The 22,137-nt window shown below is 44.9% G+C and carries 17 protein-coding genes; 12 read left to right on the top strand and 5 right to left on the bottom strand.

The window, feature by feature from the left end:
* The first annotated feature begins 1 nt into the window (after position 1).
* The 7 genes from sdhA (at position 2) to H7708_RS03030 (ending at position 11,898) form a co-directional block, all read left to right on the top strand.
* On the top strand, positions 2-1,765 hold the full coding sequence (gene sdhA / locus H7708_RS03060) for a succinate dehydrogenase flavoprotein subunit (RefSeq protein ID WP_223669001.1): 1,764 nt from the start codon (positions 2-4) through the stop codon (positions 1,763-1,765).
* A 31-nt stretch (positions 1,766-1,796) separates the two neighbouring features.
* Positions 1,797-2,495 carry a succinate dehydrogenase iron-sulfur subunit gene (locus H7708_RS03055; protein WP_223669000.1) on the top strand — a complete coding sequence of 233 codons (699 nt, stop codon included), beginning with the start codon at positions 1,797-1,799 and terminating at the stop codon, positions 2,493-2,495.
* Between the two features lie 187 nt (positions 2,496-2,682).
* Positions 2,683-5,502, top strand: coding sequence for a 2-oxoglutarate dehydrogenase E1 component (locus H7708_RS03050; RefSeq protein ID WP_223668999.1), 2,820 nt, complete (start codon positions 2,683-2,685; stop codon positions 5,500-5,502).
* Between the two features lie 52 nt (positions 5,503-5,554).
* Positions 5,555-6,784 (top strand): 2-oxoglutarate dehydrogenase complex dihydrolipoyllysine-residue succinyltransferase, encoded by a 1,230-nt coding sequence (gene odhB / locus H7708_RS03045; RefSeq protein ID WP_223668998.1) that lies wholly within the window; start codon positions 5,555-5,557, stop codon positions 6,782-6,784.
* Between the two features lie 78 nt (positions 6,785-6,862).
* Positions 6,863-8,029: an ADP-forming succinate--CoA ligase subunit beta gene (sucC, locus tag H7708_RS03040; RefSeq protein WP_223668997.1), complete on the top strand. Its 1,167-nt coding sequence runs from the start codon at positions 6,863-6,865 to the stop codon at positions 8,027-8,029.
* Positions 8,029-8,901, top strand: a complete 873-nt coding sequence (sucD, locus tag H7708_RS03035) for a succinate--CoA ligase subunit alpha (protein WP_223668996.1) — start codon at positions 8,029-8,031, stop codon at positions 8,899-8,901. Before sucC ends, sucD begins: the two co-directional genes overlap by 1 nt.
* 258 nt (positions 8,902-9,159) lie before the next feature.
* Positions 9,160-11,898: a M16 family metallopeptidase gene (locus tag H7708_RS03030; protein WP_223668995.1), complete on the top strand. Its 2,739-nt coding sequence runs from the start codon at positions 9,160-9,162 to the stop codon at positions 11,896-11,898.
* Positions 11,899-11,960: 62 nt separating this feature from the next.
* On the opposite strand, the gene H7708_RS03025 is transcribed toward H7708_RS03030, so the two are convergent.
* Positions 11,961-13,469, bottom strand: coding sequence for a DUF4139 domain-containing protein (locus H7708_RS03025; RefSeq protein WP_223668994.1), 1,509 nt, complete (start codon positions 13,467-13,469; stop codon positions 11,961-11,963).
* A gap of 95 nt (positions 13,470-13,564) precedes the next feature.
* Between H7708_RS03025 and H7708_RS03020 the strand changes: the two genes are divergently transcribed.
* Positions 13,565-14,125: a YceI family protein gene (locus H7708_RS03020; protein WP_223668993.1), complete on the top strand. Its 561-nt coding sequence runs from the start codon at positions 13,565-13,567 to the stop codon at positions 14,123-14,125.
* 79 nt (positions 14,126-14,204) lie between these two features.
* Positions 14,205-14,540 carry a hypothetical protein gene (locus H7708_RS03015; protein WP_223668992.1) on the top strand — a complete coding sequence of 112 codons (336 nt, stop codon included), beginning with the start codon at positions 14,205-14,207 and terminating at the stop codon, positions 14,538-14,540.
* 96 nt (positions 14,541-14,636) lie between these two features.
* Here the strand turns inward: H7708_RS03015 and H7708_RS03010 are convergent, their stop codons facing one another.
* Positions 14,637-15,392 (bottom strand): SDR family oxidoreductase, encoded by a 756-nt coding sequence (locus H7708_RS03010; RefSeq protein ID WP_223668991.1) that lies wholly within the window; start codon positions 15,390-15,392, stop codon positions 14,637-14,639.
* A gap of 76 nt (positions 15,393-15,468) precedes the next feature.
* Between H7708_RS03010 and H7708_RS03005 the strand changes: the two genes are divergently transcribed.
* Positions 15,469-16,095, top strand: coding sequence for a TetR/AcrR family transcriptional regulator (locus H7708_RS03005; protein ID WP_223668990.1), 627 nt, complete (start codon positions 15,469-15,471; stop codon positions 16,093-16,095).
* Between the two features lie 64 nt (positions 16,096-16,159).
* On the opposite strand, the gene hutH is transcribed toward H7708_RS03005, so the two are convergent.
* The 3 genes from hutH to hutC are packed head-to-tail and all read right to left on the bottom strand — an operon-like array spanning position 16,160 to position 20,195.
* Complete coding sequence (gene hutH, locus H7708_RS03000) at positions 16,160-17,689, bottom strand: histidine ammonia-lyase (protein WP_223668989.1); 1,530 nt, start codon at positions 17,687-17,689, stop codon at positions 16,160-16,162.
* 53 nt (positions 17,690-17,742) lie between these two features.
* Positions 17,743-19,428, bottom strand: a complete 1,686-nt coding sequence (gene hutU, locus H7708_RS02995) for a urocanate hydratase (protein ID WP_223668988.1) — start codon at positions 19,426-19,428, stop codon at positions 17,743-17,745.
* A 35-nt stretch (positions 19,429-19,463) separates the two neighbouring features.
* Complete coding sequence (hutC, locus tag H7708_RS02990) at positions 19,464-20,195, bottom strand: histidine utilization repressor (protein WP_223668987.1); 732 nt, start codon at positions 20,193-20,195, stop codon at positions 19,464-19,466.
* Positions 20,196-20,346: 151 nt separating this feature from the next.
* Between hutC and hutG the strand changes: the two genes are divergently transcribed.
* Positions 20,347-21,558 carry an N-formylglutamate deformylase gene (gene hutG / locus H7708_RS02985; protein ID WP_223668986.1) on the top strand — a complete coding sequence of 404 codons (1,212 nt, stop codon included), beginning with the start codon at positions 20,347-20,349 and terminating at the stop codon, positions 21,556-21,558.
* Positions 21,559-21,673: 115 nt separating this feature from the next.
* Positions 21,674-22,099 carry an azurin gene (azu, locus tag H7708_RS02980; RefSeq protein WP_223668985.1) on the top strand — a complete coding sequence of 142 codons (426 nt, stop codon included), beginning with the start codon at positions 21,674-21,676 and terminating at the stop codon, positions 22,097-22,099.
* Positions 22,100-22,137 lie beyond the last annotated feature (38 nt).

The following is a 22,137-nucleotide window of genomic DNA, read 5'->3' as shown; positions in this document are numbered from 1 at the left end:
CATGTCTATACCTACTTACACTTTTGATGCCGTAATTGTTGGTGGCGGTGGCGCTGGTATGCGTGCCTCGCTGCAACTAGCGAAAAGCGGCCAAAAAGTCGCATTGATTTCTAAAGTATTCCCAACCCGTTCGCATACGGTATCTGCTCAAGGTGGTATTACCGTTGCGCTGGGTAATTCACACCCAGACGATTGGCGCTGGCACATGTTCGATACGGTAAAAGGTTCGGACTATATTGGTGATCAGGACGCTATCGAGTACATGTGTGAAAATGGCCCGGCAGCTGTTTATGAGCTGGAACATATGGGCTTACCGTTTTCGCGTCTGGATAACGGAAGAATTTATCAACGTCCTTTCGGCGGTCAGTCGAAAGAGTACGGTGGCGAGCAGGCGGCACGTACCGCAGCAGCGGCTGACCGTACGGGCCACGCTTTGCTACACACCCTGTATCAGGCCAATTTAGCCGCCCAGACAGAATTCTTCAACGAATGGTATGCGATGGATATCGTGCGTAATGAAGACGGCGATGTGTGTGGTGTTACCGCCATGTCGATTGAAACGGGCGAAGTGGCTCTGTTTAAATCACGTGCAACCGTTTTTGCAACGGGCGGCTCCGGTCGTATTTATAATTCGACAACGAACGCCCTGATTAACACTGGTGACGGTGTTGGTATGGCGCTTCGCGCGAAACTTCCTGTGCAGGATATCGAAATGTGGCAGTTCCACCCAACGGGTATCGCTGGTGCCGGTGTTTTGGTTACAGAAGGTTGTCGTGGTGAAGGTGGCTATCTTATTAATAAGGATGGCGAGCGCTTTATGGAGCGTTATGCGCCAAATGCCAAAGACTTGGCCTCGCGTGACGTGGTGGCACGTTCGATGATGAAAGAAATCCTTGCGGGTCGCGGTGCTGGCGAGAATGGCGATCACGTTTTCTTGAAACTGGATCACCTGGGCGAAGAAGTGCTTAACAAGCGTCTTCCAGGTATTAGCGAGTTGGCGAAGATTTTCGCACACGTCGATCCGGTCAAAGATCCGATTCCAGTGGTTCCAACCTGTCACTATATGATGGGCGGCATTCCAACCAACAAGTACGGTCAGGTTATTGACCGTGATCCTGACGGTTCGGAAAGAGTGGTTAAAGGTTTCTACGCTGTGGGCGAGGTTGCTTGTGTCTCGGTACACGGTGCTAATCGCTTGGGCGGTAACTCACTGCTTGATTTGGTGGTATTCGGTCGTGCGGCTGGTTTACACCTTGAAGAATCGTTGCGTGAAGGCCTGCCATTCTCTGACTTTAACGACGCTGATGCTGAACGCTCGATGGCGCGTTACAGCCGTTGGGAAGAGTCGAAAGAAGGTGAAGATGTTGCTGAGTTGCGCAAAGAGTTACAGCAAACCATGCAGAACCACTTCGGTGTATTCCGTACCGGTGACTTGATGAAAGAAGGTCTTGAGAAAGTTAAAAAGCTTCGTGAGCGCATGAAAAATGCAGTATTGAAAGATAAATCACAAGCCTTTAATACCGAGCGCGTGGAGTGCCTGGAGCTTGAGAACCTGATGGAAGTTGCTTACGCCACAGCGATGGCCGCAGAATTCCGTACCGAAAGTCGTGGTGCACACAGCCGCGAAGATTACCCGGATCGAGATGACGAAAACTGGTTAGTACATTCGGTGTTCTATCCGGAAACCGAGGAAATGGGTACTCGCGACGTGAATATGCACCCTGACAAAGTCGATGCTTTCCCGCCGAAAGCACGTACTTATTAATCCGTAACGAAATGCATACGGAGCAAAGAATATGAAGTTTAAAATTTATCGTTATAACCCTGAGACAGACAAAAAGCCTTATATGCAGGAATTCGATATCGACATTCCTGAAGGCTCGGATAAGATGCTGCTGGATGTGTTGGTAGACCTGAAAGAGCAAGAGCCAACGCTATCGTTCCGTCGCTCTTGCCGCGAAGGTGTGTGTGGCTCAGATGGTGTGAATATTAATGGCAAAAACGGTCTGGCTTGCATTACCGCTGTGTCCAGCCTGAAGTCGCCAGTAGTCATTCGTCCATTACCAGGCTTGCCTGTGATTCGTGACTTAGTGGTAGATATGGCGCAATTCTATAAGCAGTATGAGAAGATCAAACCTTATTTGATCGCCGATACCGAAACGCCGGCGAAAGAACGTTTGCAGTCGCCTGAAGATCGCGAAAAGTTGGATGGCTTGTACGAGTGTATCTTGTGCGCCTGCTGTTCTACTTCTTGCCCATCTTTCTGGTGGAACCCTGATAAGTTTGTTGGCCCAGCGGGTTTGTTGCAGGCTTATCGTTTCTTGACGGATAGTCGTGATACGCATACAGAAGAGCGTTTAAACGATTTAGATGATGCCTACAGCGTTTTCCGCTGTCGCGGTATCATGAACTGTGTAGACGTATGTCCAAAAGGCTTGAATCCAACTAAAGCAATTGGCCATATCCGTTCTATGCTACTAAAAAGTGGTGTATAATCGGCTTTTTTAGAAATTAGCTAATCGAAGCGTTGAAAGGTTGCTCTATTAATAGCAATATTAACAACGAGATAAATCGCAGCTCTTGCAGTAACTCTTTGTAAATTAAACTGGCGTTACTGTGTTAAGAGTTGCGATTTTTGGTTATCATAGCGGTACAAATACCGAGAACTGGTGTTAAATTAAAATGAAGAACGGCTTAGAGGCGATGTTTGACAGTGCCTACCTTTCGGGAGGTAGCGCCGCCTATTTGGAAGAACTATACGAGCAATATTTAGAAGATCCTCAATCAGTCGATGCCGAATGGCGTGAAAAATTTGATGAGTACGACAAAGTTAACGATAAACAAGAAGTGGCTCATGGCGCAATTCGAGAGCACTTCCGCCAAATTGGGTTGAATCGCCAAAAGTTAGCTTTTTCTCAAGGTGGCGGTGAATCAACTGCCGACCCAAAGCAAGTCAAAGTCTTACACCTTATCGAGTCATACCGAGCGCGTGGTCACCATCACGCTAATATCGACCCTCTTGGTTTATGGAAACATCCTTACCCAACCGACTTAAGTTTAGATAGTTTTGAGCTTGGTGATGTCGATCCAAATAAGAAATTTCACGTTGGAAATCTGGCAGGGCCGGAACAGCAGTCACTTAAAGAAATCGAAGACCGTCTGAAAAGAACCTACTGCAACTCAATTGGTGCAGAGTTCTTACACATTAATGATTTAGAAGAGCGCCGCTGGATTCAGGAGAAGCTGGAATCAGTATCTGCATCTCACGATTTCCGCGAGCAGACCAAGAAGAAAATTCTCGAGGGATTGACTGCGGCAGAAGGTCTTGAAAAGTATTTAGGTTCGAAGTTCCCGGGAGCCAAACGCTTTTCATTGGAGGGAGGCGATAGCCTGATCCCAATGATGCGTGACTTCATTAATCAGGCGGGTGCCAAAGGAGCTAAAGAGATTGTCATCGGCATGGCGCACCGCGGTCGCTTGAACATGCTGGTTAATGTGATGGGTAAAAAGCCCGAAGTCCTGTTTGACGAGTTTGCGGGTAAAAATGCAGTGGTCGAAGAAGGGTCTTCCGGTGACGTTAAATACCATATGGGCTATTCCAGTGATGTTGAAACGGACGGTGGTCCAGTTCATCTGGCGTTAGCCTTTAACCCGTCTCATTTGGAAATTGTCAGCCCGGTAGTGATTGGTTCGGTTCGAGCTCGTCAGGAACGCCGCAGCGATAAACATTGCGAACAGGTGTTGCCAGTTCTAATTCACGGTGACTCGGCTGTAACAGGGCAGGGCGTAGTGATGGAACTGTTCAATATGTCACAGGCGCGTGGCTTCTATGTTGGTGGTTCGGTACACCTTGTAATTAATAATCAGGTAGGCTTCACCACATCTAAGATGGCAGACACTCGCTCAACGGCTTATTGCACCGACGTTGCAAAGATGGTTGAAGCACCAGTATTCCACGTTAATGCGGACGATCCTGAGGCGGTATTGTATGTTACGCGCTTAGCTTTAGAGTTCCGTAATAAATTTAAGAAAGATGTGGTCATTGATTTGGTTTGTTACCGCCGCCATGGCCATAATGAAGCGGATGAGCCGAATGCGACTCAGCCAATCATGTACCAGAAGATCAAGAAACATCCAACGACCCGTAAAATCTACGAAGATAAGCTCACATCTGCGGGGACTATTACAGCGGATGAAGCGAAAACGTTTGTCAATGATTACCGTGACCTGTTGGATAAAGGAGACTCGGTCGTTCTTAATCGTATTAAGACCCATAAGAATGAATTCAGCGTTGACTGGTCACCGTTTGAAAATCAATCGTGGCAGTCTCCAGCCGATACATCGATCAGTAAAAAGAAGTTTGACACGTTAGCTGAGCGAATCACAGACTATCCTGAAGAGCTTCCTCTACAGCGGCAAGTCAAGAAGATTATGGCGCTGCGCAAAGAGATGGCGCAAGGCGAGTCACCGATGGACTGGGGCTTTGCAGAGACCCTGGCTTACGCTTCGTTGTTGGATGACGACTATGAAGTGCGTTTGTGTGGCCAGGATAGTGGCCGGGGTACTTTCTTCCATCGCCATGCGGTATTACACGATCAGAATGATGCTGAAGTCTACATCCCTCTGAATCATATTAAAGAAGAGCAACCTCGTTTCACGGTCATTGATTCCGTTTTATCGGAAGAGGCGGTGATGGCATTCGAGTATGGCTACTCAACGAATGAGCCGAATTCTATGGTGATTTGGGAAGGGCAGTTTGGTGACTTTGCCAATGGTGCTCAGGTGGTCATTGATCAGTTTATTAGCTCTGGTGAGCATAAGTGGGGACGTCTGTCTGGTCTTACGTTGTTTTTACCACATGGTTACGAGGGACAGGGGCCCGAGCATAGCTCTGCACGCCTGGAACGCTTCTTACAGTTATCGGCTGAACAGAATATGCAGGTTGTCGTGCCTTCTACTCCGGCACAGGCTTTTCACATGATCCGTCGTCAGATGGTTCGTAGTTTACGTAAGCCATTGATTGTGATGACTCCGAAGAGTTTATTACGTCATCGTGACGCGGTATCCAGTATTGATGAATTGACCAAGGGCCAATTCCAGAATGCGATCGATGAAGTCGATAAACTGGATAAAAAGAAAGTGGCACGGGTAGTCATGTGCTCTGGTAAGGTTTATTATGATCTGCTGAAAAAGCGTCATGATGAAAAGCTGGATCATGTAGCTGTTGTTCGAATCGAGCAGCTATACCCATTCCCGCACGAAGAAGTGGAGAAAATTTTAACATCATACAAAAACGCGAGTACCTTTGTGTGGTGTCAGGAAGAGCCGAAAAACCAAGGTGCCTGGTATTGTAGTCGTCATAATTTAGACGATGCCGTACCAACGAATGACCCTGTGATTTTTGCTGGCCGAGCGGCTTCTGCTGCACCTGCTGTTGGTTATGCAAGTGTTCACAATGAACAGCAAGTTAAATTGGTTAACGATGCGCTAGGTATTGAATAACCTGCATCAAATAAAAGAATTTAAATTAAGTTAAGGTAAATAAGGTTATAACATGGCTATCGAAATTAAAGTTCCTGTGTTGCCTGAATCTGTAGCGGATGCCACTATTGCTACCTGGCACGTCAAGCCGGGTGAAGCAGTGTCGCGTGATCAGAACTTGGTCGATATTGAAACTGATAAAGTGGTTTTAGAGGTTGTTGCTCCAGAAGATGGTGCTATTTCTGAAATCTTAAAAGAAGAAGGTGATACGGTTCTTCAAGAAGAAGCGATTGCTAAGTTTGAAGCCGGCGCAGGTGGTGATGCTGGCGCTGAAGCTAAGGATGATTCTACTGATAAGAAAGAAGACCCTAAGGCAGAAGCAAAGTCAGAAGATAAACCTGCAGAGCCTGCTAAAGATACAGACGTTTTATCTCCTGCCGTTCGTCGTTTGGTAGCCGAACATAACCTTGATGCCAGTCAAATCCCTGCAACAGGTAAAAATGGCCGCTTGACTAAAGAAGATGTTGAAAACTTCATGAAGAGCGGCGGTAAAAAAGCAGCTCCTGCAGCTAAGAGCAGTGATGCTCCAGTTTCTGCCGGTTTACGTGAAGAGAAGCGTGTTCCAATGACGCGTTTACGTAAGCGTATTGCTGAGCGTTTGGTTGAAGCTCAACAAAATGCGGCGCTACTAACGACCTTCAACGATATCAATATGAAAGAAGTCGTTGAGCTTCGTGCACGTTATAAGGAGCAGTTTGAAAAAGTACATGACACTCGTCTGGGCTTCATGTCTTTCTTTGTAAAAGCAACAGTGGAAGCGTTGAAGCGCTATCCTGCTGTTAATGCTTCAATTGATGGCGACGATATCGTTTATCATGGTTACTATGATATCGGTGTTGCCGTCTCTTCTCCGCGTGGTTTGGTTGTGCCGGTGCTACGTGACGCTGACACCATGAGCCTTGCTGAGATTGAAGCAAAGATTCGTGAGTTTGGTATTAAAGCTCGTGATAACAAATTGACTGTCGAAGAGATGACAGGCGGTACCTTTACTATCTCTAACGGTGGTGTGTTTGGTTCGTTAATGGCGACTCCAATTATCAACCCACCTCAAAGCGGTATTTTAGGTATGAATCGTATGGAAGACCGTCCGGTCGTCATTGATGGTGAAATTGTTATTCGCCCAATGATGAACGTCGCGCTTTCATATGACCATCGTATTATCGATGGCCGTGAATCAGTTGGCTTCCTGAAAACTATTAAAGAGTTCATCGAAGATCCAGCTCGCATCCTACTGGATGTTTAATCAGTAAGTATCAAGTACAGCCGGGTAATTGCTATCCGGCTTTTGTTTTTTTAATTAACGTGAATTTAGGAACATCAAATGAACCTACACGAGTATCAAGGTAAACAATTATTCCGTGAATACGGTTTACCAGTATCTGAAGGTTATGCTGTTGATAATCCTCAGTCAGCTTTCGAAGCTGCTGGCCGTATCGGTGGTGACATGTGGGTTGTTAAAGCTCAGGTGCACGCAGGCGGTCGTGGTAAAGCGGGCGGTGTTAAGCTTGTTAAAACTAAAGATGAAGTGAAAGAGTTTGCTAAGCAGTGGTTAGGCAAAAACTTAGTCACTTATCAGACGGATGCTAACGGTCAGCCAGTGAGTAAAATCTTGGTTGAGTCTTGCACTGATATCGGGCAAGAGCTTTACTTGGGTGCCGTTATTGATCGCTCTTCTCGTCGTGTTGTCTTTATGGCCTCGACTGAAGGTGGTGTTGAGATTGAGAAAGTAGCTGAAGAAACTCCTGAGAAGATTCTTAAAGCTACTGTTGATCCATTAGTTGGCCCTCAACCATATCAAGGACGTGAGTTGGCATTTAAGCTTGGTCTGGAAGGTAAGCAGGTAAAGCAGTTTACTCACATCTTCATCCAGCTTGCTAAAATGTTTGTTGAGAAAGATTTAGCGCTTCTTGAAATCAACCCACTAGTGATTAAAGAAGACGGTGATTTGCACTGCCTTGATTCTAAGATCAACATTGATGGTAATGCCTTATACCGTCATAACAAACTGGCTGAAATGCACGATCCATCGCAAGAAGACGAGCGTGAAGCTCATGCTGCTAAATTTGAGCTTAACTATGTTGCTCTGGATGGCAATATTGGCTGTATGGTGAATGGTGCCGGTCTTGCGATGGGCACGATGGATATCATTAAATTACACGGTGGCGAGCCTGCGAACTTCCTTGACGTTGGTGGTGGTGCGACAAAAGAGCGTGTAACAGAAGCATTCAAGATTATTTTGTCAGACGACAATGTTAAAGCCGTTCTGGTAAACATTTTCGGTGGTATCGTTCGTTGTGATTTGATTGCGGAAGGTATTATCGGTGCCGTTAAAGACGTCGGTATTGAAGACCCTGTGGTCGTTCGCCTGGAAGGAAATAATGCTGAACTGGGCACAAAAGTACTTGCTGAATCAGGCTTAAATATCATTGCGGCGGAAAGCTTAACTGACGCAGCGAAGAAAGTTGTTGCTGCAGCGGAGGGCAAATAATGAGTATTTTACTTAATAAAGACACGAAAGTTATTTGTCAGGGTATCACTGGCTCACAAGGTACTTTCCATACTGAGCAGGCGATTGAATACGGCACGAATATGGTTGGTGGTGTGACTCCGGGAAAAGGCGGTCAAACTCACTTAGGCCTACCTGTATTTAACACTGTTTCCGAAGCAGTTGAAGAAACTGGTGCAGAAGCATCGGTTATCTATGTACCTGCGCCTTTCTGTAAAGACTCTATTTTGGAAGCGGCTAACGCTGGTATCAAGTTGGTTATCTGTATTACAGAAGGTATTCCAACGCTTGATATGTTGGACGCTAAGATCGTTTGTGATCAATTGGGCGTTCGTCTAATTGGCCCTAACTGTCCGGGTGTTATCACTCCAGGTGAAAGCAAGATCGGTATTATGCCGGGTCATATCCATAAGCCAGGTAAAGTCGGTATCGTTTCCCGTTCTGGTACTTTGACCTATGAAGCGGTTAAGCAAACGACAGATCATGGTTTTGGTCAGTCAACCTGTGTTGGTATCGGCGGTGACCCAATCCCTGGCTCAAACTTCATCGACATTCTTGAAATGTTTGAAAAAGATCCTGCGACTGAAGCGATCGTTATGATTGGTGAAATCGGCGGTTCTGCAGAAGAAGAAGCGGCGGCTTACATTAAAGAAAACGTCACTAAGCCAGTGGTTTCTTATATTGCTGGTGTTACAGCACCTCCAGGCAAACGTATGGGCCATGCTGGTGCCATTATTGCTGGCGGTAAAGGTACAGCGGCTGAGAAATTTGCTGCACTGGAAGATGCCGGTGTTAAAACCGTGCGCTCTTTAGCTGAAATCGGCTCAGCAATGAAAGAAATTACAGGCTGGTAATATATAGTTTTGTTGTTCTTTAAAACCGCAAGCCATTTGGTTTGCGGTTTTTTTATGCCTTTCTGAATCGCTTTCATGCAACATTTTGTTATTTCTGTCATATTTATTAACATTTCCTACCTATACTGTTACAAAGCTTTATACGATACTGCTTTATTGCGAAACTTTGATGAAGCAATGATTTCATCAGTTGTATTGTTGAATAATTATTATTGACTCTACAGAAAGTAAAGAACTCAGATAAATAGAGGGATATCTATGGTCTTAAAATTTAAGAAAACCTTTTTAGCCATCGCTTTAGCCACCGGCATGGGGGCGAGTTATGCAGCACTACCTGAAGGCATCGAAAAAGTTACTTCAGTGGAAGGTATTACTGAATATCGTTTAGACAATGGCTTACAAGTCTTATTGTTTCCAGATCCGACCCAGGAAACGGTGACTGTTAATGTGACTTATCACGTCGGCTCTAAGCATGAAAACTATGGTGAGACTGGTATGGCACACTTATTGGAGCACTTGGTTTTTAAAGGGACTCCCGACCATAAGGATATTCCTAAAGAGTTAACCGATCACGGTGCAGAGCCAAATGGTACCACCTGGTATGATCGTACCAATTATTTTGAAACCTTCTCTGCAACGCCTGAAAATATTGAGTGGGCACTGGATTTAGAAGCGGATCGAATGATCAATTCCTTCATTGCCAAGAAAGATTTAGACAGTGAAATGACGGTAGTTCGAAATGAGCTTGAAAACGGTGAAAATAGCCCTTTCCGTGTTTTACTGCAGCGCCTGATGTCAACAGCTTATGATTGGCACAACTATGGCAAGTCTACAATCGGCGCTCGCTCAGATCTGGAAAACGTTGATATCACCAATCTACAGGCTTTCTACCGAAAGTATTATCAGCCCGACAATGCCACGCTAATTGTGTCGGGTAAAATTGATGAAGATAACATTATCAATTTAATTGAAGACGAGTTTGGTGATATTCCAAAACCAAAACGTGTGATCCCTGAATTATATACTGAAGAGCCGACTCAAGATGGTGAGCGCCGAGTAATCGTTCGTCGCCCGGGTGATGTGCAAATGGTTGGTGTTCTATATAAAACGCCAGCAGGGCCATCAGAACAGTTTGCGGCAGTTCAGGTGCTTAATCAGATTTTAGGTGATAGTAAAACAGGCCGCTTACATGGTGAACTTGTAAAGAATAAATTAGCGGCTTCAACTTTTGGTTTTCCGTTCCAGCTAGGCGAGCCAGGTGCGTTACTGTTTGGTGCGCAGGTCGCTAAAGATAAAGATATTGAGAAAACTGAAGCTGCACTACTGAGAACATTAGAGGACATAAAGAATAATCCGATTACCGAAAAAGAAGTGAAACAGGCTAAAGCCAAGATTTTAAAACAGGTTGAGCTTAGCTTTAACTCTTCACAAAGCATTGCTTTAGAGCTGACTGAGTGGATCGGTATGGGCGACTGGAGGTTGTTGTTCTTAAACCGTGATCGTCTGGAGCAAGTAACGGTCGAAGATGTTCAAGCTGCAGCGGAAGAATATCTGGTTAACGACAACCGTACACTTGGATTATTCCTGCCAGAGCAAAAGCCTGATCGTGCTGACTCAATTGTACGTCTGGATGACGAAGAAATCGATGCCATGCTTGAAGGGTATAAGGGACGCAAAGCAGTGGCACAGGGTGAAGACTTCGATCCATCACACGATAACATTGATAAACGTACAGCCGATGCTACCTTAAGTAATGGCGCGAAAGTTGTTTATTTGCCAAAGAAAACCCGTGGGGAATCCGTTGTTGCTCAAATCCACTTAGATTTGGGTAATTTGAAAGACCTGCGAAACAGTGGTGTTATACCGTCTTTAACAGCGGGCATGCTGGATCGTGGTACGAAAGAATTGAGTCGTGAAGAACTGCAGGCTGAGTTCGATCGCTTAAAGGCAAATGTTAGCGTTAGCGGCGGTTCAACCAGTGTTACCGCACGTATTGAAACTAAAAAAGAAAATCTGGATGAAGTCATTCATCTGGTTGAAGACGTTCTAAAGAACCCGCGCTTCAGCAAAGAAGAGCTGGAAGTTTTAAAACGTGAGCGTATCGTTTCTTTAGAGCAGCAAAAGCAACAGCCGACGACGCAAGTGTTTTTGCAATTAAGCCGCCATCTAAACCCTTATGATAAGTCTCATCCTTTCTACAGTATGAGTATTGATGAGAAAATTGCAGAGATCGAGAAGGCGACACCTGAGCAGTTGAAAGCATTCCATAAAAACTTCATGGGTGCACAAGATGCTGACATCGCTTTAGTCGGTGATTTTGAGCAAATTGAAATGCAGGAATTACTGGAGGAAACGTTGGGTAACTGGAGCTCCAGGGTTAGCTTTGAACGTATTAAGACCTCGGCTTCTGACGTTGAGTCTATCAATAAGTTTGTCAATACTCCCGATAAAGCGGGCGCTGCCTTTGGTGCCATGACTCAGGTTGCTGTCAGCGACAGCCATCCGGACTATCCTGCATTGGTTGTAGCTAATCAGATTTTTGGCGGTGGCTTCCTGAATAGCCGTTTAGCAACTCGTCTGCGTCAAAAAGACGGTCTAAGTTACGGTGCTGGCTCATTCTTTAATGCCAGTTCTTATGATGATAAGGCTACATTCGGTGCTTATGCGATTTGTGCACCAGAGAATCTGGCGAAAGTAGAGCAAGGCTATAAAGAAGAATTTGAAAAAGTTATTAAAGATGGCTTTACTCAGAAAGAGCTGGATGATGCGGTAAAAGGTATGCTGCAAAATCGCCGTATTGATCGTGCTAAAGATAACCGTTTAGTCGGTACTTTAGCTGGCAACCTTGACTTGCAACGTTCAATGGCCTGGGATAAAGATTTTGAGCAGGCTCTTAAGTCCCTGACATTAGATGATGTTAATGGTGCTTTCCGTCGCCACTTCAGCTTGGATAAAATGTCGATTATCAAAGCGGGCGATAAAACCAAAACTGAGTAAGTTTGCTGTTGTAAAAAAGCCGCGGCGAGAGCTGCGGCTTTATTGTTTTAAGCTTCGATTACTTACCAGGAGTAGTTAACGGTGTAGTTGACCGTAACCTCACCGTTGGCAGGAACCTTGACATCAAAGTGAATGTGTCTTGCATCCTGTTTGGTAAAGTCATGGGATTTGCGGCCAATTTCCCATTGTGACCAGCGATACAGAGTTTCTCGAATAACCACTTTGGCATCTTCTGCCTTATGGTTTTTTAAGGTGATTTCAAAGCTCTCGCTCATGGTACGAGCCTTGGTATTAACCCGGTAATCGATCTGTTTGCGCTCGCCCTTAATATCGAATGCATTACCCATTTTGATCAATACATCTTCGTCCTTCGGAGTATGATCAATAATATCTTCGCCGATAAACTCCAAGCTTCCATCAGTGTCCTTCTGGTTAACACGGATACGGCCAGCTGGCAGTGGCATCCCCATATTGTTATCTTCGCTGTTATTAAAGCGTAGATAGACATTCACGTCGCTCTGAGTGTTTCGACCATAGTTTTGGTTGGTATTTAATCCACCATAGCCGTATTGGCTGGAGGCATCAAACACGAGCTCTTTATTACAATCGATAGCCTTGACAGCCGGGAATAGCTCAAGCTGTTTAGTTGAGTTATCGGGAAGTGTCGCAGGACGACCCAGGGTGTAAAGATGGTATTCAAAGAAAGATTTCTCCTCAAATCCTGCACCATCAGCCATGGCTGCTTTTTCATATACCACTTGATTACGTCTCACCGCAGAAGGCGGCTGCGCACGATTAACGTCTCCGGCGATTAATTTCAATTTAGCATCGTTATAACTGGCACCAGACTGGTTAATGATGCTGACCCAGGCCGACAGGTCCAGCTGACAGTTGTTGTCTTCGCTGTAGGTAACGTTATAATCCGACCACCAAGTCATGCCTTCGGTTTGGTAGCTTAGCTCAATGTCGTGCTTTCCAGGTCTCGTAGCATTCAAGTCCCAGACTAACGTTGGCTTGGTTCTCAGACCACCGGGAAGCTGTGGAAACTTAATGTTACTGTAGTTATTAATGCTATGAACATTACCACGTTTATCCTCTAGTACCAGACCACCAGCTGCACTGATTAATTCACCCTCAATGGTGTTGGTGTCATTACCTTGCACCTGTTCGACTAGAATGGTTTTACCCAGGTAGCGTTGTAGTAATTTTTGCTGACTAACCAGGTCAAATTGGTAGTTTTGCTCGAGAACATGGGCTTCAGGATCGGTTAAGGAGCGGAATGATACGGTAGTAGGGTCGAGTAGGGCAGCAACGTTATTGATCTCTAGTTGATTTCGACCTTTTTTAATATTATGTTGCTGCGTGGTTTTAATGACAGCGTAGCCTGGGACCTTATAATTGCCAAAATGTTGCCCCGGAACTGGCCGGTAACTGTTAGGGGAAATAGAACCAGGCTGTGCGCTACTGTAAATCGTGATAGCCTCTTTGCTATTTGCCATTGTCGTAACTCCGGATAATGTTGATGCAATCAGTAATGTCAGAATGCTATGTAAGTTATGTTTATTACGCATAAGGGTTTCCTTGTATTTTCACAGTTATGCCTCTATAAACGTCAGAGTAACTCAAAAGGGTTATTTAAGACAAAATTCTTAAGGTAATGATAGCTATGTTTTACAAAAATAAATTAAGTTTAGGTATTTTATTAATGGGCTTGTCATTAATGGCTGGTGCTAAAGAGTATACAAAATTGGCGGATGACAGTTACATCCAGTTCAGTGGCGTACAAAATAAGAAGAATACATTTACGGGGCACTTTGAAAGCTTTGAGGTCAATGCTGATTTTGACAATAACAATCTTGAACAAAGTAAGATCAACGTTACTGTTGATTTAGCCTCGGTAGAAAGCGGTAGTTCAAAACGTGACTCAATGCTCAAAAAAAACAACTGGTTTGACGTGCAAAATACACCTAGAAGTTACTTTAAGTCGACATCAATAAAGGCTGTTTCTGACGACACTTATGAGCTGGCAGGTGAGTTAAAAATTAAAGAAATAACAAGACCATACAGCTTTAGAATAGAAATTCGTGAACTGGTCGACTTGTTGCAGCTTAGTGGCAAACTTACAATAAACCGGCTTGACTTTGAACTTGGACTTGGTTCTTGGAAGAACCCCGACTGGGTCAGGCACGAAGTAGAAGTTAAGTTTGATATAGCTGTTAAACCTTAATTACAGGAAGTAAAAAATAACTTGGGATCGGGTTTCAGCTCTTATTGTTATTAACCATATAGCGTTAGAGTAAAGGAAAATGAAGAAACCAATCCTCACTGGGATATTGCTTCTGGTCGGAGCGAGTGTAACAAAAGCAGAAGTTTTAGATATTGATTCTCAAATGGCTGATAAAATTGTCTCTATCTGTAAGTTTGTTCAGGGCAAGGGGCATCCGGAGCAACTCCGCTTAAAAGGCATGGCCTGGTGTAAAGTTGGGGTCGATTATATGCCTGATGAGTATAAACGCCAAAAGCAGTTAGTGAATCATCTGTATCAGTCTGAGAGTTATAAACACCTTCTTAAAAAGCAAGAGTTTACTACTCATCTGCGTAAAGCGCGTCGGCGTATCGCTGAAATCTCTTTAGGCATGTAGTTTGAACACTTAGTTTCTGTAGTATCGGTTTCCTTATCCGACACTCTCTGGGCGATCCAGAGAGTGTCGAGCTCTCAGGTGACCCTGTATTTCACACTACTGAAGGATAGGATTCACATTAATACCACCGTCAATATTATATTCCGCACCCGTGATAAAACTGGCTTCATCTGATGCTAGAAATGCTACCAAATTAGCAATATCCTTAGGCTCGCCGAATCGCTTCATGGGAATGCGTTCCTGTACGACACCGGCAAACTCATTAAATGCTTCTTCAGGCATCCCTAATTTTCCAAAAATAGCCGTATTAACAGGTCCTGGATTGACAGAGTTTACCCTGATTTCCTGAGGGGCAAGTTCGTAAGCTGCTGTTCGGGTTAGTGCGTTTAAAGCGGCTTTACTAGCTGCGTAAACAGCGGTATTAGGCATTCCTGTATAAGCATTGATTGAGGAAAGATTAATAACAGATGAGCCTTTACTTAGAATTGGGATAAACTTCTGTAGGGTGAAAAAGGCTCCTTTGAAGTTAATATTCATAATGTCATCAAATTGTGCTTCATCCATTTCCTCTACGGGTGCAAATTTAACGACTCCTGCATTAATGAATAGCACATCGACACTTCCAAACTTCTCTTTAACTGTATCAACCAGGTTGTGGGTATCATCTGTATTTGCTTGATCTGCCACAATACCTTCTACGTCAAGTTCAGTGGCAGCTTTTGCTACTGCGGTTTTATTACGACCGGTAATAATCACATTAGCCCCTTTTTGCTTGAATTTTTTTGCCGTTGCATAACCGATGCCGCTATTTCCGCCAGTTATTACTACATTTTTGTTGATTAAATTACTCACTTTTAACTCCTTAGGTTCACACTAGCAATTTGTACCGATCGGTACATGTGTTGCATACTGTACCACTCGGTATATAATGTCAAGTAATGTATCGAAAGTATTGGGTAGTACAATGGTGGGTAGGCAAAGAACGTTTGAGAAAAGCGACGCTTTAGCGAGCGCTATGAAAGTCTTTTGGCAAAAAGGCTATAGCGGTACATCATTGAGTGATTTAACTGCGGCAATGGGCATTAATAAGCCCAGTTTATATACCGCATTTGGCAATAAAGAAAAGCTTTTCATCAGTGCTTTAGAGCAATATGTTTGTGAATACGGTTCGCCACATGCAGCAAAGCTATTGGATAGACAATTCGGTTTAAAGCAAAGGGTCCGCCTGTATCTTGAGTCAATAGTAGAGAAGTTGCTGGATTCGGATTTACCTAAAGGGTGCTTTGTAATGACTAGCACTTGTGAAGCCGAGAGTGACTGTTTGCCTGAAGAGGCCATGAGGAAAGTCCGTAGCATAAATCATAACTCGAGAAGTGAGCTTGCGAGCTTTTTTCAGGAAGAGCTGAAAAAAGGTGAGTTAAACTCAACGGCTTCCCCAGACGAGTTAGCGGATTTTTTGTTAACGATACAGTTTGGCCTGGCTGTAATGGCTAGAAGTAGGGCCTCTCATGAAAGACTTCAGAGAGTTATTAACTACGCCACACAGTCCTTTTAAGTCTTTGCTGCAATAAAAAAGCACCGGAAGGTGCTTTTTTATTGCGTAGGCTACTAATGAGCAGTTAGATACTTGGAAGCTCTAGCTCTCTGGTAAATTGATTAAAAAAGCCGCTTTCGATCAGCTCACGAATGGCTTCGATGTCAGGGCCAAAATGACGATCTTTGTCGTAGTATGGGACTTTCTCACGAATGGCATTGTAAGCTTTTTGCAGTGTATTGGATGTTTTCAATGGGGCTCTAAAGTCGATGCCTTGTGCCGCGCTTAATAACTCAACGGCAATAACGCCCGCAGTATTGAAATTCATATCGCGTAAGCGACGGGCGGCAAAAGTGGCCATGGAGACATGGTCTTCCTGATTAGCAGAGGTCGGTAAACTATCGACCGAAGCAGGGTGGGCCAACGTCTTATTTTCAGAAGCCAGTGCTGCTGCTGTAACCTGAGCAATCATAAAGCCAGAGTTAACGCCGCTGTCCTCAACCAGAAATGCTGGAAGACCACTTAAGTGCTTATCCAGCATCAATGCAATACGTCGCTCGACAATGGCGCCAACTTCAGAAATAACCACGGCCAGTAAGTCCGAAGACATGGCAACGGGTTCGGCATGGAAGTTGCCGCCAGAAATAATGTCACCATCTTCAGGGAATACGAGAGGGTTGTCAGAAACGGCGTTTGCTTCAGTCAACAATACTGAAGCGGCAAAGCGCATGTGATCCAGAGCGGCACCCATAACCTGTGGTTGGCAACGAAGCGAGTAGGGATCCTGAACTTTATCGCAGTCTTCATGAGACTTGTTGATTTCACTGTCTTTAATTAAGTTAAGCAGTGATAAAGCGACTTTTTTCTGCCCATCGTGACCGCGCACTTTGTGAATTCGAGCATCGAATGGCGCGACTGAACCGAGTACAGCGTCTACGGTTAGTCCACCAGCAACAATTGCCGCTGAGAAGTTGTTTTCTGCTCCGAATAAACCGGCTAAAGCAAGAGCCGTCGAACATTGTGTCCCGTTCAGTAGCGCTAAACCTTCCTTCGCGGCAAGCGTCATTGGTTTTAAACCAGCAATCTTAAGGCCCTCTTCGGCGCTCAGGATTTTGCCGTTATGACGAACTTCACCGACACCAATCAAAGTACAGCTCATGTGTGCCAGTGGGGCCAGGTCACCCGAGGCACCAACCGATCCTTTTTCAGGAATACACGGGTAAACTTCATGGTTTACCAGCTGGATTAAAGCGTCAACGGTTTCACGACGAACTCCAGAATGGCCCTGTGACAGGCTGGACAGTTTTAATACCATCAATAAGCGCACTACATTGTCAGGTAGTAGCTCGCCAATACCTGCTGAGTGCGACAGCACTAAGCTTTCCTGGAGTAGTTCCAGTTTATCGCGAGGAATACGCGTTGAAGCTAGAAGACCAAAGCCGGTGTTAATTCCATAAACAGTCTGATTATTTTCGACCACGTCAGCAACGGTTTGTGCCGAGCGATCAATGACTGGATAATAGTCAGCATTCAGTTCGATCTGACAAGGCTTCGAGTAAATATCTCGACAGTCGGCGAGGCTCAGCTCGCCGGGTGTTAACGTAAATGTTGTCATAAATTAATAACCCTATAATTGATAAAACAGCTTGTAAACTGTCTCGTCAGTTCTTACTTCACCATGGGAAGATTTAAGTTGTTCTCTTTAGCGCATTCGATTGCCGCTTCGTAGCCTGCATCGGCGTGGCGCATAACACCGGTCGCTGGATCATTAAACAGTACGCGGTTAATACGCTCAGCGGCCTCATCGCTACCGTCACAGCAAATTACTACACCTGAGTGTTGTGAGAAGCCCATACCAACGCCTCCGCCGTGGTGCAGGGATACCCAGGTTGCACCACCTGCTACGTTTAGCATGGCGTTAAGCAGTGGCCAGTCTGATACGGCATCCGAACCATCTTTCATGCCTTCTGTTTCACGGTTTGGACTGGCAACAGAACCTGAGTCAAGGTGATCTCGACCAATAACAACGGGAGCCTTTAGCTCGCCATTTTTAACCATTTCATTGAAGGCTAAGCCTAATTTATGGCGTAGTCCTAAACCGACCCAACAGATACGTGACGGTAAGCCTTGGAACTGGATTCGTTCTCTCGCCATATCCAGCCAGTTATGCAGGTGTGGATCGTCAGCAATGATTTCTTTGACTTTTTGATCGGTTTTATAAATATCTTCCGGATCACCAGAAAGTGCGGCCCAGCGGAACGGCCCGATACCGCGGCAGAAAAGAGGGCGGATATAGGCGGGTACAAAGCCCGGAAAGTCGAATGCATTTTCTACGCCTTCTTCCAGTGCCATCTGACGGATATTGTTACCATAGTCGACAGTAGGGATACCCGCGTGAGCAAACTCAACCATGGCCTTAACTTGAACGGCCATGGACTTTTTAGCTGCCTTAGAGACCTCTTCCGGGGTTGTCTGTGCTTTTTCGCGCCATTCTTCAACCGTCCAGCCCTGTGGAAGGTAACCGTTAACCGGATCATGTGCAGAGGTTTGATCTGTTACCAAGTCTGGTTTAACGCCACGCTGCTGTAATTCAGGGAACACATCGGCTGCGTTTCCTAACAGGCCGATTGAAATCGCTTCGCCTTTATCTAAAGCTTCCTGCAACATCGATAAAGCTTCATCGATTGTTTTCGCTTTCTTATCAACGTAGCCTGTGCGCAGTCGGAAGTCGATTCGAGTTTCATCACACTCAACAGCGATCATGCAGTAGCCTGCCATGGTTGCCGCCAGTGGCTGAGCGCCACCCATACCGCCTAGACCACCGGTTAAAATCCATTTACCTTTTGTATTACCGTCAAAGTGTTGGCGACCCGCTTCAACAAAGGTTTCGTATGTCCCCTGGACAATGCCCTGACTGCCGATGTAAATCCATGAACCTGCAGTCATCTGGCCGTACATCATCAAGCCTTTGCGATCGAGCTCGTTAAAATGCTCCCAGTTTGCCCAGTGCGGTACCAGGTTGGAGTTAGCGATTAAGACACGAGGTGCATCGGCATGAGTTTTAAATACACCAACAGGCTTACCGGATTGAACCAATAAGGTTTCATCGTCATTAAGTTCTTTGAGGCTTTCAACGATTTTGTCGTAACATTCCCAGTCACGTGCCGCACGGCCGATACCACCATAGACCACAAGCCCCTGTGGGTGCTCGGCTACGTCCGGATCCAGGTTATTCATCAGCATACGAAGTGGTGCTTCGGTTAGCCATGACTTTGCATTTAAGTCTGTGCCGTGAGGTGCTCTGATTTCACGACCTGCATCAAAACGTTTCTTTTCAAAATTTGTATCCGACATTTTGATTCCTCTCTCATGTTGTTGATTGTCCGAACTTATAGCTCGGTCAATTGATGTTCTGTGGTAAAACGTCCTGTCAGCTTAAAACGGCTGGCAGGGTGGAATAATTGACAGTAACTGACCAGTAAATCTCTAGACCATGTGGTGCGGTCGATCGACAGAACTGGTTCGTTGTCCTGTAGTTTGAGTGTGACACGCATAAACGGATCGGCTTCTTTGGCTTCGATCTGATGCTCAGCCTGAGTCAGCGGTGCAACAGCCGACAGGTAGACGTTAGGTGTCATTTCATTAAAGTTCTGTTTCAGGTAATCGGGCGCCGCTTTCGGATTAACATAACGTTGCTCGATTTGGATGGGCTTATTATCTTCCTTATGCACCATGATGGAGTGGTATATATCATCGCCTTCATCTAAATCAAAGTAATGTAACAGATGATTAGGGCATTGCTCCTTTTGCAACAAAATTAACTCATTGGAGTATTTATGGCCCCTCTCACTGACTTCATCGGCAATGTTGCGAATTTCAAGCATGGGGGAATGCAGTTTCTTAGGAGCTACAAAGGTGCCACGGCCTTGCACCCGGTATAGAATGCCTTCTTCCGTTAATTCGTCGAGGGCACGACGCGCCGTCATGCGGCTGACGTTACAGGTTTCTACCAGCTGGTTTTCTGAAGGAACGCGTTTATGCTCCTTCCAGCTACCATCTTCGATACCCTGCTTAATAAAATTTTTAACCACCATATAGCGGCGTGCGTTCGCTTCTGTCATTTCTTATTCAGTTGCAAAGTTGGTACGTCCTTATCGTGGCTTGAACCTGGCAAAATTTCCTGTATGCTAAGTTGTATATACAAGTTGAACTATACTAATAAAGCGGCAGACTTTTCAAGTAAAAATATAGAAACGAAGGTAGTTTAAGCATATGAACTCAGAAACTTTATTCTCTCGGTTCCAAACACAGCAAGTATCAGCGGATGAATTCAATCACTTAGCGCATTTAAAGGTGGCCTGGTATTATATTTGTCGAAAATCCATCACTGATGCCAGGGAAAAGTTTCATAAAGACCTGATTGAACTAACCAGCGCATTAGGGGCGGAAGAAAAGTACCACCGTACCTTAACGGATTTCTTTTTAGATTATCTCTACCAGGTCAAGTGGTATTTCAACACAGAGTCATGGGCTGTGGTGGAGGAAAAGTGTCCGCTTCTGATTCATGATGCAAAGAAACTGGTGAGTTATTATTACAGTGATAAAGTGATTGAGTCTGACCTGGCTCGAACAGGTTACGTTGCGGCTGATCTTATGCCGCTGGATAGAGCCAGTCTTGTTTTGACGGACAAGGCGATTCCTGTTTATGACTTCGTAGACCACGACTCGCCAGTGATCGTTTCAATGCCACACCATGGCCAGTTTATGCCTCATGATGTGCTGAGGCAGATGACTCCTGCAGCGCTTAACAGCGCGGATACAGATTGGTATCTGGTTCAGTTATACGATTTCTTAGATGCCTTAGGCGTGAGTCGAATGAATGCCAACTATTCGCGCTATCTGATCGACTTAAACCGTGACTCTAGCGGCAAAGTTTTATACAAAGGGGCCGATAATACCGAATTATGTCCGACTTCGACGTTTGATACCGAACCGCTCTACGGTGATGGCAAGGAACCTGACTCTACTGAAGTTAAGCGCCGTACCGAGCTGTATTGGAAGCCGTATCATGACAAGCTGCAGCAGTTAATTGAGCACACTAAAGCAAAGTTTGGCTATTGCCTGTTATTTGAAGCGCATACTATTCAGTCACGTGTACCAAGGTTTTTTGAGGGGCAGTTACCGGACTTTAATTTTGGCACCAACGAAGGGAAGACTGTTGAGCATGAATTAAGCTCCTTGCTACAAAACTTCGATACCCACGGTTACTCAAAAATTATTAATGGTCGATTTAAAGGAGGCTATATTACGCGCCAGTATGCTGACCCTGACAATAATATTTATACTGTTCAGTTGGAGCTTTCGCAAGCAACCTACTTAAAAGAAAAAGAGCGTTTTTACGACCATGAGAAGGCCGCGGACGTAACTAAGGTTTTACAGTCGTTACTGGCTCAGTTGGTTCAATTTATGGATAAGGAAAAGTAATCAAAGCATTGCTTTTCGATACGAAATATACGATGAAAATTTGCGTTGACAGGTATAAATTTTAGACAAAAGGAGTATTATTAATGCAGGTTTATAACAACGTAAAGGTGATTCTATGTATAAGGCACTATTATCTTTGGTATTAACGCTTGCAGTAATGCCATTGGCTGCAAAAGATATTACAATTAATGCAAACGATCAGATGCAGTTTGATGTTACTGATATCAAAGTAAACGCAGGTGAAGATATTAACCTGACCCTAAATCATACCGGTAAGTTGGGTAAGAACGTGATGGGCCATAATGTCGTCATTCTTACTAAAGGTGCTGATACTAAAGCGTTTGCACAGAAAGCTCAGAAGGCTAAAGATAATGACTATATCCCTAAAAACTCGGACAAAGTCATTGCTCATACCAAAGTGATTGGCGGCGGTGAGTCGGACAGTATTAGCTTCAAAATAGATGAAGCTGGTACCTACGAATTCATCTGCAGCTTCCCGGGACACTCTTTCGTCATGAAAGGAACGATTACGGTTGAGTAATTGATACCTGGATATTAAAGAAGGCGCTTTAAGCGCCT

This window comes from Kangiella shandongensis, assembly GCF_020005365.1.
GTDB classification, from domain to species: domain Bacteria; phylum Pseudomonadota; class Gammaproteobacteria; order Enterobacterales; family Kangiellaceae; genus Kangiella; species Kangiella shandongensis.
The sequence above is the reverse complement of the archived record's forward strand: the minus strand, read 5'-3'. Positions and strand labels throughout refer to the sequence as shown.

Bases quoted from the DNA above. Each gene is read 5' to 3' on its own strand.
- H7708_RS03055 (WP_223669000.1), top strand. From the start codon at position 1,797: ATGAAGTTTAAAATTTATCGTTATAACCCTGAGACAGACAAAAAGCCT.
- azu (WP_223668985.1), top strand. From the start codon at position 21,674: ATGTATAAGGCACTATTATCTTTGGTATTAACGCTTGCAGTAATGCCA.
- H7708_RS03015 (WP_223668992.1), top strand. From the start codon at position 14,205: ATGAAGAAACCAATCCTCACTGGGATATTGCTTCTGGTCGGAGCGAGT.
- hutC (WP_223668987.1), bottom strand. From the start codon at position 20,195: ATGACAGAAGCGAACGCACGCCGCTATATGGTGGTTAAAAATTTTATT.
- sdhA (WP_223669001.1), top strand. From the start codon at position 2: ATGTCTATACCTACTTACACTTTTGATGCCGTAATTGTTGGTGGCGGT.
- H7708_RS03025 (WP_223668994.1), bottom strand. From the start codon at position 13,469: ATGCGTAATAAACATAACTTACATAGCATTCTGACATTACTGATTGCA.
- odhB (WP_223668998.1), top strand. From the start codon at position 5,555: ATGGCTATCGAAATTAAAGTTCCTGTGTTGCCTGAATCTGTAGCGGAT.
- hutH (WP_223668989.1), bottom strand. From the start codon at position 17,689: ATGACAACATTTACGTTAACACCCGGCGAGCTGAGCCTCGCCGACTGT.
- sucD (WP_223668996.1), top strand. From the start codon at position 8,029: ATGAGTATTTTACTTAATAAAGACACGAAAGTTATTTGTCAGGGTATC.
- hutG (WP_223668986.1), top strand. From the start codon at position 20,347: ATGAACTCAGAAACTTTATTCTCTCGGTTCCAAACACAGCAAGTATCA.
- sucC (WP_223668997.1), top strand. From the start codon at position 6,863: ATGAACCTACACGAGTATCAAGGTAAACAATTATTCCGTGAATACGGT.
- H7708_RS03020 (WP_223668993.1), top strand. From the start codon at position 13,565: ATGTTTTACAAAAATAAATTAAGTTTAGGTATTTTATTAATGGGCTTG.
- H7708_RS03030 (WP_223668995.1), top strand. From the start codon at position 9,160: ATGGTCTTAAAATTTAAGAAAACCTTTTTAGCCATCGCTTTAGCCACC.
- H7708_RS03005 (WP_223668990.1), top strand. From the start codon at position 15,469: ATGTCAAGTAATGTATCGAAAGTATTGGGTAGTACAATGGTGGGTAGG.
- hutU (WP_223668988.1), bottom strand. From the start codon at position 19,428: ATGTCGGATACAAATTTTGAAAAGAAACGTTTTGATGCAGGTCGTGAA.
- H7708_RS03050 (WP_223668999.1), top strand. From the start codon at position 2,683: ATGAAGAACGGCTTAGAGGCGATGTTTGACAGTGCCTACCTTTCGGGA.